The sequence below is a fragment of the Ruegeria sp. CDSC051 genome (genome assembly GCF_059610665.1).
In genome coordinates this window covers 255,152-273,895 of record NZ_JBXWOC010000001.1, presented here as the reverse complement: position 1 = coordinate 273,895, position 18,744 = coordinate 255,152, and the positions used below count along the sequence as shown (strand labels likewise).

17 protein-coding genes are annotated in these 18,744 nt (G+C 57.3%); 10 read left to right on the top strand and 7 right to left on the bottom strand.

What is annotated here, in order from left to right:
* Window positions 1–31 precede the first annotated feature (31 nt).
* The 3 genes from AC2FH0_RS01360 to AC2FH0_RS01350 form a co-directional block, all read right to left on the bottom strand.
* The gene (locus AC2FH0_RS01360; RefSeq protein WP_496784913.1) at window positions 32–1,306 is read right to left on the bottom strand and encodes an MFS transporter; all 1,275 of its coding nucleotides are present in this window, start codon (window positions 1,304–1,306) and stop codon (window positions 32–34) included.
* A 111-nt stretch (window positions 1,307–1,417) separates the two neighbouring features.
* Window positions 1,418–2,464: a tRNA preQ1(34) S-adenosylmethionine ribosyltransferase-isomerase QueA gene (gene queA, locus AC2FH0_RS01355; protein ID WP_496788342.1), complete on the bottom strand. Its 1,047-nt coding sequence runs from the start codon at window positions 2,462–2,464 to the stop codon at window positions 1,418–1,420.
* Window positions 2,465–2,508: 44 nt separating this feature from the next.
* On the bottom strand, window positions 2,509–5,892 hold the full coding sequence (locus AC2FH0_RS01350; protein WP_496788338.1) for a YhdP family protein: 3,384 nt from the start codon (window positions 5,890–5,892) through the stop codon (window positions 2,509–2,511).
* A gap of 68 nt (window positions 5,893–5,960) precedes the next feature.
* Here AC2FH0_RS01350 and AC2FH0_RS01345 point away from each other — a divergent pair, with 68 nt between their 5' ends.
* The 4 genes from AC2FH0_RS01345 (at window position 5,961) to AC2FH0_RS01330 (ending at window position 9,349) form a co-directional block, all read left to right on the top strand.
* Window positions 5,961–6,422 (top strand): peroxiredoxin, encoded by a 462-nt coding sequence (locus AC2FH0_RS01345; protein WP_496705946.1) that lies wholly within the window; start codon window positions 5,961–5,963, stop codon window positions 6,420–6,422.
* A gap of 28 nt (window positions 6,423–6,450) precedes the next feature.
* Window positions 6,451–7,323, top strand: a complete 873-nt coding sequence (locus tag AC2FH0_RS01340; RefSeq protein ID WP_496788336.1) for a ferritin-like domain-containing protein — start codon at window positions 6,451–6,453, stop codon at window positions 7,321–7,323.
* A 210-nt stretch (window positions 7,324–7,533) separates the two neighbouring features.
* Window positions 7,534–8,859 carry a DUF5930 domain-containing protein gene (locus AC2FH0_RS01335; RefSeq protein ID WP_496708555.1) on the top strand — a complete coding sequence of 442 codons (1,326 nt, stop codon included), beginning with the start codon at window positions 7,534–7,536 and terminating at the stop codon, window positions 8,857–8,859.
* Window positions 8,849–9,349 (top strand): bactofilin family protein, encoded by a 501-nt coding sequence (locus AC2FH0_RS01330; protein WP_271947570.1) that lies wholly within the window; start codon window positions 8,849–8,851, stop codon window positions 9,347–9,349. Before AC2FH0_RS01335 ends, AC2FH0_RS01330 begins: the two co-directional genes overlap by 11 nt.
* A 77-nt stretch (window positions 9,350–9,426) precedes the next feature.
* On the opposite strand, the gene AC2FH0_RS01325 is transcribed toward AC2FH0_RS01330, so the two are convergent.
* Entirely contained in the window at window positions 9,427–10,200 is a 774-nt protein-coding gene (locus AC2FH0_RS01325) for a hypothetical protein (RefSeq protein ID WP_496691068.1), read from the bottom strand.
* Between the two features lie 177 nt (window positions 10,201–10,377).
* Here AC2FH0_RS01325 and aqpZ point away from each other — a divergent pair, with 177 nt between their 5' ends.
* On the top strand, window positions 10,378–11,064 hold the full coding sequence (gene aqpZ, locus AC2FH0_RS01320) for an aquaporin Z (RefSeq protein ID WP_271947574.1): 687 nt from the start codon (window positions 10,378–10,380) through the stop codon (window positions 11,062–11,064).
* A 59-nt stretch (window positions 11,065–11,123) separates the two neighbouring features.
* On the opposite strand, the gene AC2FH0_RS01315 is transcribed toward aqpZ, so the two are convergent.
* Both AC2FH0_RS01315 and AC2FH0_RS01310 read right to left on the bottom strand, forming a co-directional pair.
* Window positions 11,124–11,672: a peptidylprolyl isomerase gene (locus AC2FH0_RS01315; protein ID WP_142633219.1), complete on the bottom strand. Its 549-nt coding sequence runs from the start codon at window positions 11,670–11,672 to the stop codon at window positions 11,124–11,126.
* Window positions 11,665–12,171 carry a peptidylprolyl isomerase gene (locus AC2FH0_RS01310; protein ID WP_271947577.1) on the bottom strand — a complete coding sequence of 169 codons (507 nt, stop codon included), beginning with the start codon at window positions 12,169–12,171 and terminating at the stop codon, window positions 11,665–11,667. Before AC2FH0_RS01310 ends, AC2FH0_RS01315 begins: the two co-directional genes overlap by 8 nt.
* Window positions 12,172–12,304: 133 nt before the next feature.
* On the opposite strand from AC2FH0_RS01310, the gene AC2FH0_RS01305 reads away from it, so the two are divergent.
* The 5 genes from AC2FH0_RS01305 (at window position 12,305) to AC2FH0_RS01285 (ending at window position 17,792) form a co-directional block, all read left to right on the top strand.
* A complete protein-coding gene (locus AC2FH0_RS01305) occupies window positions 12,305–13,495 on the top strand; it encodes a phosphoglycerate kinase (RefSeq protein ID WP_496708557.1) in 1,191 nt (396 codons plus the stop codon).
* A 126-nt stretch (window positions 13,496–13,621) separates the two neighbouring features.
* Entirely contained in the window at window positions 13,622–13,921 is a 300-nt protein-coding gene (locus AC2FH0_RS01300) for an FtsB family cell division protein (protein ID WP_185956602.1), read from the top strand.
* 175 nt (window positions 13,922–14,096) lie between these two features.
* Window positions 14,097–15,086, top strand: a complete 990-nt coding sequence (gene pdhA, locus AC2FH0_RS01295) for a pyruvate dehydrogenase (acetyl-transferring) E1 component subunit alpha (RefSeq protein WP_142633213.1) — start codon at window positions 14,097–14,099, stop codon at window positions 15,084–15,086.
* A 15-nt stretch (window positions 15,087–15,101) separates the two neighbouring features.
* Window positions 15,102–16,472: a pyruvate dehydrogenase complex E1 component subunit beta gene (locus tag AC2FH0_RS01290; RefSeq protein ID WP_142633211.1), complete on the top strand. Its 1,371-nt coding sequence runs from the start codon at window positions 15,102–15,104 to the stop codon at window positions 16,470–16,472.
* A 15-nt stretch (window positions 16,473–16,487) separates the two neighbouring features.
* Complete coding sequence (locus tag AC2FH0_RS01285; protein ID WP_496691067.1) at window positions 16,488–17,792, top strand: pyruvate dehydrogenase complex dihydrolipoamide acetyltransferase; 1,305 nt, start codon at window positions 16,488–16,490, stop codon at window positions 17,790–17,792.
* Window positions 17,793–17,853: 61 nt separating this feature from the next.
* Here the strand turns inward: AC2FH0_RS01285 and cysE are convergent, their stop codons facing one another.
* Complete coding sequence (cysE, locus tag AC2FH0_RS01280; protein WP_496676121.1) at window positions 17,854–18,663, bottom strand: serine O-acetyltransferase; 810 nt, start codon at window positions 18,661–18,663, stop codon at window positions 17,854–17,856.
* Window positions 18,664–18,744: the final 81 nt, after the last annotated feature.

Here is an 18,744-nt window from a genome sequence, read left to right as displayed (position 1 = left end):
ATTTGCAACACTTGCGACATAATTTCGTGTCCTAGGCTACATCTTGCGTTTCCTGATCGGCTTCGGCGGCTTCGATAGCCACCTCTTGCGCCAATTCGAACGCCACCGGCGAGGCCGTTGGGTAAAGCGGAGACATGGTACCCGTCTCATCCACAGGAATCGCCGCACGCTGTGTCATGCGATACATCGCATAGACAGCAGTGGCTGCAAGCAGTGCAAAGATGATCAGGAAAAAGCCCGACGGTCCGAACACGTCATCGCCCATCAACCACCCGGTAATCAGCGGGCCGGCAATGGCGCCCATTCCATTGATGAAGACCAGTCCGCCAGAGGCCGCGGCCATATCCTCATGCTCCAGAAAGTCATTCGTATGCGCAATCAGTAGCGAATACAGTGGGTTAGACATGCCTCCGATCACAAAGGCCGAGGCCAGAAGGAACGGAAATGAGGTCGACCCGAACATCATCGCAGTGGCCGCCCCGCAAGCACCAATGATACCCGCCAGCATGATCAGGAACCGGCGATCCATCCGGTCCGAGAACCAACCCAGCGGATATTGCAGCAGAATTGCTCCGATATAGAAGGCGGCCACGAAGGTCGAAATCTCAACCAGTGTCAGCCCAGCGCGCGCGCCATAGACCGCCGCCATACCAAACTGGGCCGAGAACACTCCGCCCAGCAGGAACATGCCGACGCAGCCCAACGGCGACTTCCCCATCAGTTCACGCAATGTCATGGGCTTGGTCGTGTCAAATGCCGGTGTCGGTGAAATCGACAGCAGAATCGGAGCAAAGGAAACCGAAACCAGAATGGATGCGATCACAAAGGTTTCGTAACCAGCAGGATCGCCAACCAGCATAAGCCCCTGAGCGGTGATGATCCCAGTCATCTGTACGATCATATAAAGCGAAAGCGCCTGGCCCCGGTTCTCGTTATTGGCCGCGTTGTTCAGCCAGCTTTCGGCGGTGACATACACGCCCGAGAAACAAAACCCGATCACGACACGCCCCAAAGCCCACGCGACTGGCTCGGTCAACATCGGATACATGATCATCACGGCCGAAATAAATGAAGCGAGCGCAGCAAAGACTCGCACATGCCCCACCCGCCGGATCATCTCCGGTGCAAGGCGAGAACCTCCGAGGAAACCTACGAAATAAGCTGACATCACAACAGACATCTGAAGGGTCGAAAACCCTTCGATCTCGCCTCGGACGCCCAGGATTGTGCCCTGCAGGCCATTGCCAATCATAAGCAGGCCCATGCCAAGAAGAAGTGACCACGCGCTGGTAATGACCTGAAGCATAGAGGCCTCCGAGATTGCTAACCTGAACTAGAGATTCGTTTTAATATCAAAAACGGCTTTGAACCCGCTTGTCTACGACATCGAAAAGCAACGATCCCGACAACACGCCGCTCAAGGGATCAAAAGCGACCCATCCCCATATGAAAAGAACCGATAGTTCTGCGCAATCGCGTGCTCATAAACCTCTTGCATCCGATCCTGCCCCATCAAAGCTGAAACCAACATCAGCAGCGTGGATTTCGGCAGATGGAAATTGGTGATCAGCGCATCCGTGACGTGAAACTGAAAGCCGGGATAGATGAAGATGTCAGTATCGCCCTCCCAGGGTACGATCTGTCCACTGCGGGCAGCGCTTTCGATCAATCGCAGCGCGGTTGTGCCCACCGGAATGACACGGCCACCTATGGCTTTGGTTTCACGAATTTCACTGACGGCTTCCGCACTGACCCTGCCCCATTCTGCATGCATCTTATGGGTCGTCACATCCTCGACCTTGACTGGCAGAAATGTTCCGGCACCGACATGAAGCGTAACGTAGGAAACAGAAACGCCGCGCGCGGTAAGCGCTTGCATCAGCGCTTCGTCAAAATGCAGCGACGCGGTGGGCGCTGCCACTGCCCCGGAGTTGCGCGCCCAGATCGTCTGGTAATCCGTCTTGTCCTGCGCATCGGCAGGGCGCTTGGCGGCAATATAGGGCGGCAGCGGCATGGCGCCGGCCTGTTCCAGCGCAGCATCGAAATCCTGCCCCGTAAGGTTAAACCGCAGAAAGGCCTGCCCGTCCGCCACCCTATCCAACTCAGCGCTCAGTTGATCCGAAAACCGGATCAACTCACCTGTCTTGACCTTCTTGAGAGGCTTGATCAACGCCGCCCAGGTGCCGTCTGCCTGCGGATCAAGCAACGTCGCTTCGATCGACGCAGACACCGGCCCTTGCGCACTGTCGCGATGACGCCGCCCGCTGAGGCGTGCCGGGATGACCCGCGTATCATTCAACACCAGCCGGTCACCGGGTCGCAGCCAATCTGGCAAGTCAAAGACATGCGCATCCGAGATTGCATCGCCCTCGGCCACAAGCAAACGCGCCGAAGACCGCGGGTTGGCAGGCCGGGTGGCAATCAAATTCTCGGGCAGGTGGAAATCGAAATCGCTGAGTTTCATGGGCGCGCCTTACAGGGTCGTATCAGATTCGGCTATATCCCTGTTCAGTTGTCTTTTGGCGGCGATCCAAAGGTGCGCTTGGGCTCATCCGGCTTGGCTTTCTGTGCATTTGGCCCATCCTGAACCTTCGGCGCGGGCTCCCTTAGAAGGTTGCGCAAGAACAATGGCGCAAGCCCTGACAGAGGGTTGACCGAGACAGAGGGTGATTTCAAAGGGCCGGTCAGAGTATAATTGAACGCGATCACACCTTCACCTTTTTTGGTGAAGACACTTCCAATCGCATTCACCAGATAGATTGGGGAAATCGCGCCACGCAAGTTCAGCATTTCGCTAACCGTGTCGATTGTCCCGTCGAAGGACAATCCCATCGAAGGACCGACGGCGCTGCCGCTGAGAACCTTGATTTCGATCGGAGTAATCCGCATTCGGCTTTCGATGCTCGAGAAAAAGATACCTTGCCCAGCCATTTCATCCACAAGTCCAACAAGGCTGATTGCGTTCAGCAAGGCAGCCATGGCCGGGGCGTCATGAATTCGGGTGTTCACGATCTTCATGATGACATCGAAGTTCCCGGCCCCGCCGACCGGTTCCAGTTGCAGGTCCAGTTTGCCACCGCGCGCTTGGGTTATCATTTTGGCCGATCTCAGAACGTCGCCTGCATCACCAGAGGTCAGATTGACGGCGCTGCGCCCTCCGCGCGGGGTCACCTGTCCGCGCACAGCAGCACCGCCGTTTACATTCGCCGTGAACGCGCCGCTGACACCGCCAGTTGTCGCAAATTTTCCCTTGAACCCGGTCAGGGCGATCGTCTCTGTAATCTGGAGGCGATCCAATACTACATCCAGCTCGGGCCCCTGCCCGGAACCACCGCCACCACCTTCGGAGGATCCAAAGGTCGCGCCCCCCAGATTCATCACGCCCCCCAGAACCCTGATATCGGGCAAGGCTGACCCCCGTGAAATCAGCTCCGCCGGAACCGCTAGCCAGTTCCCCAGCTCGAAGGAGCTGAACTCAACACGATCGAAAGCACCATTTTTGAAGTTAATGGAGGCCAGGCTTCTCAACCCCGCCGCATCCAGCCGAAGTGTATCCACGCGCATCTGATCGCCCAGCGTTGCCTCGACATCCATCGACCCCTTGGTACCAGCGCCTTTGCGCCACCCGAGCTCGGGGATGGACAGCACAACGCCTTCCAGATCCGATGTCGCCGTCAGTTTCGGGGGGCGGCCGGCACCGATACCCAAGGTTATGTCGGCAAAGCCTTTTCCGGTCAGCATACCCTTTGGTAACCCGGCACGCAGCTCGGTCACCAACCGGGGCGAAATCTCGATCTGCCCTTTCAGTTCACTGGGTTTCGGTTCTCGACCCCCAATAGGCTGGCGCCAGGTTGCCTGCAGGGGCACGTCGCCGAAATATCCGTCGCCGCCGACTTCGACAGCGGATTGGTCACCTGAAATAGTCAACTGAGGCGCGCTGACGACAAAACCTTTGACCAAGCGATCACTGTGCACATCACCAATCTTACCAGTAAAGTGAAACTGGGTCTCATCGAACTTCAGCCCCTTCTTCATCGGCAGAGATAAGGTGCCTGACAGTTCCACATCGCCAGAGGCCACATCCACGGGCAAATTTGCCTTTGTCATCAGCTGCAGAGGGGGACGATCCATCAAAGACAAGGCGGCCGTTGCCGAGCCCTTGGCCTTGACGCGCACAATCGCCGGCGAAAGCTTTTTGATCGACGTATCCGGAATAATGAAGGATGTTCCTGACCCGTCTATCGGGCCGCCCTGATCGGCAATGACAACCGCTTTCTCGGCTGTCACGGTAAACCGTTGGTTGATCAGGCTGGCCTGCCCCTGAGCGTCCTGGACCGGAGGTAAAGTTTTGGCAAAGCGGACTTTGGCGTCGTCGAACCCGAAGTCCAAGTAAATGTCCGGCTTGGTGTCCGGCTTCAACCGCAATGCAAAATCGACATCCGAGAGCCGGCCTTCATATAAATTGTCGGACACCCATTTACGCGGCTTTTCGGCAAGTAATTGGGGCCAGTATCTCAGCAACTGGCCTGACTCCAACTCGTCCAGATGAGCCTCGAGGTACCCCGACCAACCTTCGGCTTCACCATTCAGATTACCCCTAGCACGCAGCGTTAGGTTTTCGTCTTCAACCGTCATCTGTCCGAGGCGCAACTCGAACGGGGCCAGCTTCATCTTCAGATCAAGGTCGGCACGCGCCAACTTGAGGGGTTCCGGAAACAGCCCAGCCGGGTTGATGTCGATGCTGCTGAGGCGGAGTTGAGAGGTCAGGCTTTCCAGCAGTCCATTATCGATACCTCTCAAAAAGGCCCTTCCCTCGGCCTGAACGGACCCCCAGGCGGAGACTACAGAAACCTCGTCGAAATCCAGCTCCTGCCGCCTTGGGTCATAGCTGAAATAAGCCCTGGCGGATTCAAACGGAATCGGTTTTGTCTCTTGGTTGGCTTGCACCGCGCCTGCCGCAAGGTTCAGGGTCGCAAATAACGGCCCCAGCGCCGCGTTGCCATCAACACTGCCGCGCACCGCGCCCGAGATCGGAGCGTCAAGGACCTGTAACCATGACAAGGCAAGGCTTTGACTTGCAATATCCTCGGCAGGCAGGTCGGTTATGGCAAAGCCAAAGCTTGCCTGGGGCGTTCCAAGTACGCTGGTATAATTTACCTCAATCGAACTGGCATAATCGCGCCCTGTCAGAACAGAGAACCCGGTGGACATGCGCATTTCGTCACCGGTACGGATGATCGAAATATGTCCGCCGTCGAAAACCCAGGCGCGCGACAGGCGCAAATCCTGATAGTCCAGCGTCAACGACTCAAGCTCGACCGACCGCAGGCCCGACAGCAGCGGTGACAAAAAGACATCGTCAGATTCCTCGATCAACTCGATCAATGTCCGCGCCCGCTGAACCGGTGCACTGCCAGAACCGACTGTCAACGAAAGCGCCCCGTCCAATCCGCGGGTCAATGCGATTTGGGCATCGCGCAGGGTAATCGTGCGCGGCCGGATTTTCCCTCGTAGCAGCCACCGCATCGACAACCGTGTGCGCATATCCGCCACTTGCGCGATCTGTTGTCCCGCCGCGTCGCTTATGGTCACATCCGTCAGTCGCAAACGTGGCAACCAGTTTTCGTTGACGATAAAGCTAGCATCGCCAAAGCGGATCTTGATCCCCCCAAGGCTTTGATCCAGCCGTTTTTCGGCCTGGGCCCGCATCCAGTCGGGTGCGTGCAGCTGTTTGCCAATCAGAAAGAACCAGCCGCCAAAGGCCAGCAGGCAAAGCAACAGGAAGGTTCCGACGATCCCCCACGCAGCGATGCGGCGGCGTGACCGACGGCGGCGGGGTTTCCCGGCCGGGCCTTCTTGTGTATCTTCTTGCCGCGCCAAATTCCGACCCACGCCCTATTACCTGCTTGCACCGCACCATGATGTCAGGCAGCACTTAAAAACCTTTAGCGGAGTTTCCAATGCCCGACGTTACAGACATCGCCCCCGGTTTCACTTTGCCCCGCGACGGCGGTGGTGAGGTTACGCTGTCAGACCTGCAAGGCAGCGCCGTCGTTTTGTTTTTCTATCCCCGTGATGATACGCCGGGCTGCACCAAGGAATCCATCGGTTTCTCGGAACAACTTCAAGCCTTTGCTGATGCCGGCGCCCAGGTTTTCGGCATCTCGCGCGACACGGTGGCTAAGCATGACAAATTCGTCGCCAAACACGGTCTTACGACGCCACTTTTGTCCGACGAAGGCTCGACCGTTTGCGAGGATTACGGTGTGTGGGTCGAGAAGAACATGTACGGGCGCAAGTCGATGGGGATCGAGCGTTCGACCTTTCTGATTGACGCCGACGGTAAGATCGCTCGCATCTGGCGAAAGGTCAAAGTGCCCGGCCATGTGGAAGAGGTACTGGAAGCCGTGCGCGCGCTGTAACCCCTTCACCGCGGTCGTCATCCGGATTATGACCCGCACAAATCTTGAAAGCGGAGATATCCCGGTGTCGAAAACACTGACCCAAATGGCGACCGAAGTTCTGACCACAGCTGACGGGCGCGAAAAGACCGCCCTGTCCAAGCGCCATGCCGCAGCTTGGTTTGCGGCGCGATCAGGGGACGCTCCTGCGATTGAAGTGGGCACCGCAACACCGCCGTTGAATCCCGCCCGACCGGACAAACCAGATTTGCTGTCCCCCCGGGATGTCCCAAGGCGCCGCCCCGGCTCCGAGGCTGGGCGCATCGCCCTGCTACACGCGGTCGCCCATATCGAACTGAACGCGGTTGATCTGCATTGGGATATCATCGCCCGATTTGGCCATGTCCCTATGCCTATCGGTTTCTACGACGACTGGGTCAAATGCGCCGAAGAGGAATCGCGCCACTTCGAAATGGTCTGCGATTGCCTGGAACAGATGGGCAGTCATTACGGCGCCCTGCCCGCCCATGCGGGTATGTGGCGCGCGGCCGAAGATACAGCAGAAGATTTGATGGGCCGTTTGGCCGTAGTGCCAATGGTGCTTGAGGCGCGGGGTCTGGATGTGACCCCCGGCATGATTGACATCTTCCGCAAGGCAAAGGCTGAACAGGCCATTGCCGCGCTCGAGGTGATCTACACCGAAGAAGTCGGGCATGTTGCTTACGGGTCCAAGTGGTTCCATTTCCTTTGCGGACGCGAGAACGCTGACCCAAAGGGTATCTTTCACGATCTGGTCCGGCGCTATTTTCATGGCGTTCTTAAACCGCCCTTCAACGAAGAAAAGCGGGCCGAAGCCGGATTACCGCCGGATTTCTATTGGCCGCTGACCGAAGGCCTGCCGCCGCCCGGCTCTGCCCGCTAGGTTGGCATGCACGGTCATAGCGGTCTTCGAAACATCCTCCAGTTGATGTAATCGGCAATTTCTCGCCGAGAATTGGCGGGATTAACCCTGTTTGTTGTGTGAACTAGTTAACAAACTTGCCCAAATCGGACGTCCCCTCTATTCAGTTGCCCCAAGGGACGGAGACCACTCACAACCGATCCCGAATTTGGGGATCGAGAGGTAAGGCGCGTGCGAACACGTCTGGCAATCAAACTACATTCGCTGCTTGAGCAGCACTTCCCGGAACGCCGGGTCTTTCTGAAATCTGACAATGACACACGGTTCATCCGGCTCAGCTCAGAGACACAGATCTTTGCAGTTGCTGGTGTTGCCCTGTTTGTTGGCTGGACTGCGGTCACTACGGCAATCCTGTTGATGGACAGCATCGGATCAGGCAACTTCCGGGAACAGGCCAAGCGCGATCAGGCGACATATCAGGAGCGGCTGAATATCCTGTCAGCAGAGCGTGACGTGCGCGCTCATGAGGCTCTGATGGCTCAGGACCGGTTCAACGCTGCGCTTGAACAGATCTCTGCGATGCAATCCGAGCTGCTGGCGTCCGAAAACAGACGCCGTGAGTTGGAAACGGGGATCGAGGTTATCCAGTCCACCTTGCGCACCACCATGAAACAACGGGAATCTGCCCGTCAGGAGCTTGCGGCGCTGCAACAATCAGATTCCGATGATGGGCTCATGTTGGCAAACACTGCCAGCCCCGAACAGATGGAATTTATGACCGTTGCTCTGACCCGCACCGCGCAAGAGCGTGATCAGATCGCAGCCGACGCCCGGAACGCACTGGATCAGCGGGACGATCTCGAGCTTGAGATCCGGCTGATGCAGGAACGCAGCGACGAAATTTTCCGTCAGCTAGAAGAAGCAATGATCATCTCGGTTGAACCGCTCGACAAGATGTTCCGACAGGCAGGTATGCCAACTGACCGTATCATTGAAGAAGTACGGCGTGGCTATAGCGGCATGGGTGGCCCCCTCACCCCAATTTCCTTCAGCACGCGCGGTGAGGACCTGACCCCCGACGAGATCCGCGCGAACACTCTGTTGCAACAGATGGACCAGCTGAACCTCTATCGTATCGCAGCAGAAAAGGCCCCGTTTGCCAGCCCGGTGAAAGCGGCTGTCCGCTTTACCAGTGGCTTTGGCACGCGCCGTGACCCAAAAACGGGCGGTCGTCGCATGCATAACGGTTCCGATTTTGCAGGTGCCCATGGAACTGATATCTTTGCGACCGCCGACGGCGTAGTCACCCATGCGGGCTGGCAATCGGGTTTCGGGCGTCTGGTCAAAATCCGGCACGCCTTCGGAATTGAGACACTTTACGCTCATAACACCAAGTTACGGGTTAAGGTTGGCCAAAGGGTCTCGCGCGGGGATCATATTGCTGATATGGGTAACACCGGACGGTCGACCGGAACGCACCTGCACTATGAGGTCCGCGTAAACGGAAAACCAGTTAACCCAATGACTTACATCAAGGCTGCAAGAAATGTTTTCTAAGAGCAAAATCAACGAGCCCGGAACCAATGCCCCAGAGGCCGCCAAGCCTGCCGCTCCGGCCACTCCGGCAACCCCTGCACCGACGGAAACCAAGGCCAGCACCGCGCCCAAACCCAAGCCACCCGCATCGGTCCTGTCTTCGGATCTGCACATCACCGGCAACCTGAAAACCTCGGGTGACATTCAGGTCGAAGGTACGGTGGAAGGTGACATTCGTGCGCATCTGCTGACCATCGGTGAAACGGCGACTATCAAGGGCGAAGTCACTGCAGATGACGTTGTCATCAACGGCCGTATCGTTGGCCGCGTGCGTGGCCTGAAAGTGCGCCTGACCTCGACCGCACGGGTCGAAGGCGACATCATTCACAAGACAATCGCCATCGAAAGCGGCGCGCATTTCGAAGGCTCCGTTCAGCGTCAGGACGATCCTCTGAACCCTGGCCGCAGCGGAAAACCGGGCGCTAACCCGGCTGCAGACGTCAAACAGTAATTCTGACAGACTGACAGGAAACAAACGCCGCGGGACAGCCTGCGGCGTTTTCTTTTGCAATTCTGACCGAAAGGCTTTCACTGATCAGGTTGGTTCCAGGTCGCATTGGCCTCGATCACTTCTGCGACCATCAGCGCCTTTTCGGACAAATCTGTTGGCGTGCCATCATCAAAGGCAAGCTGCTGCATTCTTCGATACATGACTTCAGACGTGTAAAAATCAAATGCAGCCGTGCCGTCCGGGCTTTCCCAGAAGGCCGTGATCCAAACCGAGGGCGCATACCCGTAACACCAGTCCTGCCAGAACCGTTCTGCCAAAGTCGCCGTTTTAACTGCGGCTACTTGCGCCAAAAGGCTATCCATTGGCCAACCCCCGAGGCGAAACATGCAGAGCGTATCGTCCAGACATTCTTCTGAGCCCCCTTCGATCGCCTTCAGGAGAAAGCGTTTCTGGAAATTGTCCAGGACACGCCACTCCTCGGACGACCAGTTCCGGGCCTGTCCCGTCGGATACCGGCTCAGGCTGACTTCGATCCCGACAGAGCTTACCTCTTCGCCACAGGCCAAGACCTCTAGCACACGCGGCAAAAGATAGGCCCAGGTATTCTTGGCAATCCCTTCCGGATCACTCGCTGCAAAATACCAGTCCAGAAGATAGTGCAACGGTAGTTCCTGAATGGGTGGGTGAAAGAAATCAGCCTCGATATCCGGTTCCATGCAGCACCCTTCGCAGACTTCGATACTGCTTGGCTTTGGACGTTTAAAAACGCGATAAGCATCCTGAATAAGCGGGAAGAACGGATCATCCGGCAATAACTTGGCCTTAACCGGCTTATTCGTCTTTGACGTCATCGTAGGCTGAACCCATATTTCCATGCCACACCCATAGGTCTATCTGCCCACTTTTGACGTGGCAAGCGCGCCCAAATACCCCTTCATTCTCCGCCGAATTTCTATGTGTGATGAGTAGCTTCGATATTTCTGCGTTTTGGATTACACTACAGCCCATTGGTTTTCGGAGGACTTTTCATGTCAACAAAACTCATGGCTGAATTTTTCGGTACATTCTGGTTGGTGCTTGGCGGTTGCGGCAGCGCTGTTTTAGCGGCTGGTGTCGCGGATGTCGGTATCGGCTGGTTGGGCGTATCTTTCGCCTTTGGCCTAACAGTGCTGACTATGGCATTTGCCGTTGGCCACATTTCAGGCGGGCATTTCAATCCGGCAGTCAGTCTGGGTTTAATGATCGGCGGACGATTCCCGGCTAAGGACCTGCTGCCCTATTGGATTGCTCAGGTCATCGGAGCCATTGCAGCAGCGGCTGTTCTGTATCTGATCGTCAGCGGCGCACCAGATTTCGCCGGGGTTGGAGGCTTTGCGTCCAATGGCTATGGCGAGGCTTCACCCATGGGCTATTCGATGATGTCCGCCTTGGTGATCGAGATCGTGCTGACGGCGTTTTTCATCCTGATCATTCTGGGCGCGACCTCAAGCGGTGCTCCGGCAGGGTTCGCGCCGATTGCCATCGGTCTGGCGCTGACGCTGATCCACCTGATCTCGATCCCGGTGACCAACACATCTGTCAACCCGGCACGGTCAACCGGTGTTGCCCTGTTTGCCGATGGGCCAGCGCTGGCTCAGCTATGGTTGTTCTGGGTTGCCCCGCTGATTGGTGGCGCGATTGGTGCGCTGATCTGGAAGGCCATGTCTGACGACTGATCCAAGCGCACGCTTACAAAAAGACCCCGGCACCTGACCAGGCACCGGGGTCCTTTTATCTATTCGGTCACGGTGACCTTTTTCATCGCATCCGGCTGGCCGATTACGGCTCCGTTCGGGCCTTCGCCCCGCTTGATCGCATCAACAACGTCCATACCGTCAGTGACCTGACCGACAACCGTATATTGACCGTTCAGGAACGGCCCAGGTTCAAACATTATGAAGAATTGCGAGTTGGCACTGTCGGGATCCTGCGCCCGGGCCATGCCAATAACACCACGATCAAAGTTATAGTCCGAGAACTCAGCTGGCAGATCCGGCCGATCCGAACCACCAGTACCGGCACGACGCATATCGCCACCGACCCGACCGTGTTCAACGTCACCGGTCTGAGCCATGAAGCCGTCGATCACGCGGTGAAACACCACGCCATCATACTGGCCAGCAGCGGCAAGGGCGCTAATTTGTTCAACATGCTTGGGGGCAATATCGTCAAACAGATCAACGGTTACGGTGCCATTGGCCCCCTCGCCCTCAATCTCGATCTCTAGGCCCGTGGCCAGTGCAGGACCGGCCAACAGGACAAATGCGGCGGCCAGCTTATACATCGGCAGCCACCTTAACGCTGATCATACGATCCGGGCTTGCGGGAGGCTCGCCCCGAACGATGGCGTCCACATGCTCCATCCCGTCGATGACACGGCCATAGACCGTGTATTGGCCGTTCAGGAAATGGTTGTCGCTAAAGTTGATGAAAAACTGCGAATTGGCCGAGTCCGGATTCTGCGACCGAGCCGCGCCTAACGTGCCGCGATCATGCGGCAGTTTCGAAAACTCTGCCGGAACATTCGGCAGCGATGACCCGCCTGTGCCTGCACTGCGCAGGTTGAATCCGTCTTCCATATCGCCGTGCTGCACGTCACCGGTTTGCGCCATGAAACCGTCGATCACACGGTGAAATGCCACGTTGTCATATTCACCGCTGCGCGCCAGTTCCTTCATCCGAGCGCTATGCTGCGGGGCCACATCTGGCAGCAGCTCGATGACGACATTGCCGCCCTTCAGCTCGATGATGATTGTGTTTTCGGGATCCTTGATCTCGGCCATGTGGCCCTCCTGTCGTTTGTCTTGCGCAAATACCTATGCGCCACGCACGCGAAAGCCAAGTGACGCATTGACCTGAGGGCAAAATGCAGGAAAAGAACCGCCTAGATCGGTTGCCAAACACGAGGATCGCGCGATGGGCTGGAAAACACTGGACGATATGGACCTGAACGGTAAACGCGTGCTGGTGCGCGTGGATATCAATGTGCCCGTGGTGGATGGGGTCGTGACCGACGCTACCCGGATTCAGCGCATCGTACCCACAGTACGCGATATTCTCGCCGCAGGTGGCAAGCCTATCCTTCTAGCCCATTTCGGACGCCCGGGCGGAGAGCGGCGCGAGAGCCTGTCGCTGAAACAACTTATCCCCACATTGGAAAGCGCCTTTGGTGCGCAAGTTCTGTTCGCAGCCGATTGCGTCGGAACCGAGGCCGAGCTTGTCGCAGACACACTGCAAGCCGGGCAAGTATTGCTGTTGGAAAACACCCGTTTTCATGCCGCGGAAACCAAGAATGATCCTGATCTGGCTGCTGGCATGGCCAAACTGGGCGAGGTCTATTGCAACGACGCCTTTTCCGCTGCGCACCGCGCCCACAGCTCAACCGAAGCTATCGCTCGCCTGCTGCCTGCCTGCGCTGGTCGGCTGATGCAGGCCGAGCTGCAGGCACTTGAAAGCGCTCTTGGCGCGCCCGAGCGTCCGGTAACAGCAGTGGTCGGTGGGGCAAAAGTGTCAACCAAGCTGGAGCTGCTGGGCAACCTGATCGACAAGGTGGATCACCTGATCATCGGCGGTGGCATGGCCAACACCTTTCTGGTGGCACAAGGTATCAGTGTCGGCAAATCGCTGGCCGAAATCGCGATGAAAGACACTGCCGCAGAGATTCTTGCCAAGGCGGAAAACTCTGGTTGCCAGATCGTTTTGCCGTGTGACGTGGTTGTTGCAAAAACCTTCCAGGCCAATGCGCCGAATCAGGTTTTGCCCGCAGACCAATGCCCCGAAGACGGCATGATCCTGGATGCAGGCCCCGAGAGTGTCGCCGCTATCACTGAAGTCATCAGCCAAAGCCGAACCCTGATCTGGAACGGCCCTTTGGGCGCCTTTGAACTGGAACCGTTCGATGCCGCAACGAATGCGGCCGCACTGAAAGCTGCCGCGCTCAGCCGTTCGGGCCAGTTGGTCTCGGTCGCGGGCGGTGGTGATACCGTAGCCGCCCTGAACGCGTCCGGCGCGGCGCGGGATTTCACCTATATCTCGACAGCAGGCGGCGCATTCCTGGAATGGATGGAAGGTAAAACCCTGCCCGGTGTCGCCGCGCTGGAACAATAAATTCAGCTGCACGGGTAATTTTGCGAATCGGGGGATTCACAAGCCGAATCACCTGTGACATAGTGCAGTCAGATGCCAAGCATAATGGCACGACATTGAGGCAGACTTCATACGGCGGTAAACAGAGTGTCCCGTTCCCATCGGCCCGGTTTGGGCTCAGTTGCTTTTTTCTCGGTGGCTTTCATGCTGGGTGTGTATTTCACCTTTGCTGCCGTCCAGGGAGACTATGGCCTGTTTCGACGGGTCGAGATTGCAGCGGAACGGGATGCTCTGTCGCGCGACCTTGCAGCGTTGAGCACCGAAATCGCCGAAATGGAAAATCTGACCCGCAGGCTTTCAGACACCTATCTTGACCTCGATTTACTGGATCAGCAGGCGCGCTCGATCCTTGGTATGATCCGCTCGGATGAGATTGTCATCCGCTGAGCGGGACCAAAATTCTTCGTCGGAAATCCCTGCTGTGGTAACGCATACGTCCCTACCTGAACGGTTTTCCGCGTGTCAAACAACAGCGCAATATTTCCACTCGCCAGAAAGCCTCAAATGTTCTATTAGATAGTTTAACGCTAAACTATCTTGCCGAGAGGGGGAGATCGCCACAATGGCTGCGCGAAAAACCACAAAGAAACCAAACGTTTCTGCGGAAGAACTCAAGACCTATTACCGTGAAATGTTGCTGATCCGCCGATTCGAAGAAAAGGCTGGCCAGCTATACGGCATGGGTCTGATCGGTGGTTTCTGCCACCTGTATATCGGTCAAGAGGCAGTTGTTGTGGGACTGGAAGCAGCCGCCGAAGAAGGTGACAAGCGGATCACCTCTTATCGCGATCATGGGCATATGCTGGCCTGCGGCATGGATCCGGGCGGCGTAATGGCAGAACTGACCGGGCGCGAGGGCGGATTGTCCAAGGGCAAAGGCGGTTCGATGCATATGTTCTCGAAAGAGAAGCATTTCTATGGCGGTCACGGCATCGTCGGGGCGCAGGTTCCTCTGGGTGCCGGTCTGGCCTTTGCCGACAAGTATCAGGAAAACGGCCGCGTCACCTTCACCTATTTTGGGGACGGCGCCGCAAACCAGGGGCAGGTCTATGAGACCTTCAACATGGCCGCGATCTGGGAACTGCCCGTGATCTTTGTGATCGAGAACAACCAATACGCCATGGGGACGTCCCAGGCACGTTCGACCTCGACCAAAGACATCTACCATCGGGGCGAGGCGTTCGGCATCCCTGGCGAGATCGTCAACGGCATGGATGTGCTAGCGGTCAAAGAGGCCAGCGAAAAGGCTGTCGCCCATTGCCGCGCGGGCAAAGGTCCGTACATTCTGGAAATCAAAACCTATCGCTATCGCGGACACTCGATGTCCGACCCGGCCAAGTACCGCACCCGCGAAGAGGTTCAGAAGGTGCGCGAACAAAGCGACCCGATCGAACATGTCCGCGAGCTGCTGCTTTCCGGCAAACACGCGACTGAGGATGACCTGAAGGCGATCGACAAAGAGATCAAAGAGATCGTCAATCAAGCCGCTGAATTCTCGAAAGAAAGCCCCGAGCCGTCGCTGGACGAGCTTTGGACAGATATCTACGCCTGAGAGGACGATTAAGACATGGCAACCGAAATTCTCATGCCCGCCCTTTCCCCCACGATGGAAGAGGGCACGCTGGCCAAATGGCTGGTCAAGGAAGGCGACACCGTATCAAGCGGCGATATCATGGCCGAAATCGAAACCGATAAGGCCACGATGGAGTTTGAAGCCGTTGATGAAGGGATCATGGGCAAGATCCTGATCGCTGAAGGCACCGAAGGGGTCAAAGTAAATACCCCTATCGCCATCCTCGTCGAAGAAGGCGAAGACGCCTCCGCCCTGCCCGCGGCTGCACCCACAGCCGCAGCGACGACCGAAGCCGCCCCTGCTGCGGTTGAGGCCCCTGCTCCTGTCTCTGCCCCAGCCGCACCTAAGGTAGATCTGTCCCCAGATTGGCCAGCTGATGCCGAGATGAAGTCCGAAACCGTGCGTGAAGCCCTGCGCGACGCCATGGCCGAAGAAATGCGCAATGACGGTGACGTCTACCTCATGGGTGAAGAAGTCGCGGAATATCAGGGCGCTTATAAAATCTCGCAAGGTTTGCTGGATGAGTTTGGCGCCAAGCGCGTAATCGACACCCCGATCACCGAACATGGTTTTGCCGGGATCGCAGTTGGTTCGGCCTTTGGCGGGTTGAAACCGATTGTCGAGTTCATGACTTTCAACTTCGCCATGCAGGCGATTGACCAGATCATCAACTCGGCCGCGAAGACGCTCTATATGTCCGGCGGTCAGATGGGCTGTCCCATCGTGTTCCGGGGTCCGAACGGTGCCGCCGCACGCGTGGCAGCCCAGCACAGTCAGGACTATGCGGCCTGGTATATGCAGATCCCCGGCCTCAAGGTCGTCATGCCCTATTCAGCGGCCGACGCCAAAGGCTTGCTGAAATCCGCGATCCGTGACCCGAACCCGGTGATCTTCCTGGAAAACGAAATCCTCTATGGCCGCTCATTCGAAGTACCGCAGGTGGATGACCTGAGCATTCCGTTGGGCAAGGCCCGCATCTGGCGCGAGGGCACAGACGTGACCATCGTCAGCTTTGGCATTGGCATGCAGTTCGCACTGGAAGCTGCAGACAAGCTCGCCGAGGACGGTATCAGTGCCGAAGTGATCGACTTGCGTACCATCCGCCCGATGGACACTGGTGCAATCATCAATTCGGTGATGAAGACCAACCGGCTTGTGACCGTCGAAGAAGGCTGGCCACAAGGATCGGTCGGCAGCTACATTTCATCGGTGGTGATGCAGGAAGCGTTTGATTACCTCGACGCGCCTGTCATCAACTGCACCGGCAAGGATGTTCCGATGCCCTACGCAGCGAACCTCGAAAAACTGGCGCTGGTGACCACCGACGAGGTGATCGCAGCCGTCAAACAAGTGACCTACCGGTAAGGGAGCAACAGACAGATGCCCACCGAAATTCTGATGCCCGCCCTGTCGCCGACCATGGAGGAAGGCACGCTTGCCAAATGGCTAGTCAAAGAGGGCGACACCGTCTCCTCTGGAGATCTGCTCGCCGAAATCGAAACCGACAAGGCCACGATGGAGTTCGAGGCCGTTGACGAAGGCACAATCGGCAAAATCCTGATCCCTGAAGGAACCGAAGGGGTCAAAGTCAACACCGCCATCGCGGTTTTGCTGGAAGAAGGCGAAAGCGCTGATGATATCAGTGCAACGCCTGCAGCGGCTCCGGCGGCGGCGCCAGCCGCCACGGGCAACGAGGCCTCCGCTCCAGCGGCGTCCGAAGCGCCCGTCCCCGCCCCGGCAGCGCCGGTCAAGGCAGATGGCGGTCGTATCTTCGCCTCGCCCCTGGCTCGTCGCATCGCTGCGCAAAAAGGTCTCGACCTAGCGCAAATCAGTGGATCCGGCCCACATGGGCGTATCGTCAAGGCGGATGTCGAAAGCGCAACCGCAGCCCCTGCTGTGGCGGCTGCCCCTGTACAGGCCGCATCAGCACCAGCCTCCACAGCCGCGCCAACCGGCCCCTCGACGGATATGGTCATGCGGATGTACGAATCCCGCGATTATGAAGAGGTTAAGCTGGACGGGATGCGCAAAACCATCGCCGCGCGCTTGACAGAGGCCAAACAAACCATCCCGCATTTCTATCTACGCCGGGATATCAAGCTGGATGCACTGCTGAAATTCCGCGGTCAGTTGAATAAGCAACTTGAGGCCCGTGGCGTCAAACTCAGCGTCAATGACTTCATCATCAAGGCCCTGGCCAATGCGCTGCAACAGGTGCCCGAATGCAACGCCGTCTGGGCGGGAGATCGGGTTCTGCAGCTGAAACCCTCGGACGTGGCCGTTGCCGTCGCGATCGAAGGTGGCCTGTTCACGCCGGTCCTGCAAGACGCCGACACCAAGTCGCTATCAGCGCTTTCAACCGAGATGAAGGACCTGGCTGCCCGTGCCCGCGAACGCAAGCTGGCCCCGCATGAGTATCAGGGCGGCACATTTGCGGTCTCGAACCTGGGCATGTTCGGCATCGACAATTTCGACGCTATCGTGAACCCACCGCATGCGGGCATTCTGGCCGTCGGCACTGGCGCAAAGAAACCTGTTGTTGGTGACGATGGCGAACTGACGGTTGCAACGGTCATGTCGGTTACGATGTCGGTCGATCACCGGGTCATCGACGGTGCCCTCGGTGCGCAGCTGCTGCAGGCGATCGTCGACAATCTGGAAAACCCGATGGTCATGCTGGCCTGATATCTGACTAAAAAATGGCCGCCCTCTTCTGGGCGGCCTTTTTCTTTAAGAACCTTCAGATCTAGTGATCTTTGCCCAGCATATGATCCATCGAGATCGAGGGCTGGTCACATCCTGCTTCACCGACAATCTTGGCCGGAATACCGGCAACGGTTTTGCAAGGTGGCACCTCTTGCAGCACCACCGAACCGGCGGCAATCCGGCTACAATGGCCCACTTCGATATTGCCCAAGACTTTGGCGCCGGCGCCGATCAAAACGCCATCACCAATCTTGGGGTGACGTTGCTCCTCTTCTTTTCCGGTCCCGCCCAGCGTGACCGAATGCAACATCGAAACGTTGTCGCCAACGATGGCCGTTTCACCGATCACGATGGAATGAGCATGGTCGATCATGATCCCCTTGCCGATTTTGGCAGCCGGGTGAATGTCGATGCCGAAGATTTCGGAGGACCGCATCTGGAAGAAATAGGCCAGATCATATCGCCCCTTGAGCCATAGCCAATGGGCGACGCGGTAGGCCTGCATCGCTTGATAACCTTTGAAATACAGGATCGGTTGCAGAAGACGGTGGCAGGCCGGGTCCCTCTCGTAGACCGCCATCAGATCTGCGCGGGCGGCCTCAATCAAATGGGGATCGTCAGCATAAGCTTCGTCCACGATCTCGCGCAGAACCATCATCGACATTTCGTTCGAGCATAGTTTAGCGGAAACGCGATAGGACAATGCTCTGGTCAGGCTGCGATGATGCAGAATACAGGCGTGCACCAATCCACCCATCAGTGGTTCATTCTCGACCGCGGCCTGAGCCTCGGTCGTGATGCGATCCCAAACGGGATCTACGGGTGTGACATGACTGCGCTTTTCCAACATGGCTTTTGATCCTTTGCTGCGCCTAGAATGCCATTTAGTGGCTAAAACGCCAAACGCAAACCCGTGATCGGCAAAGCAACG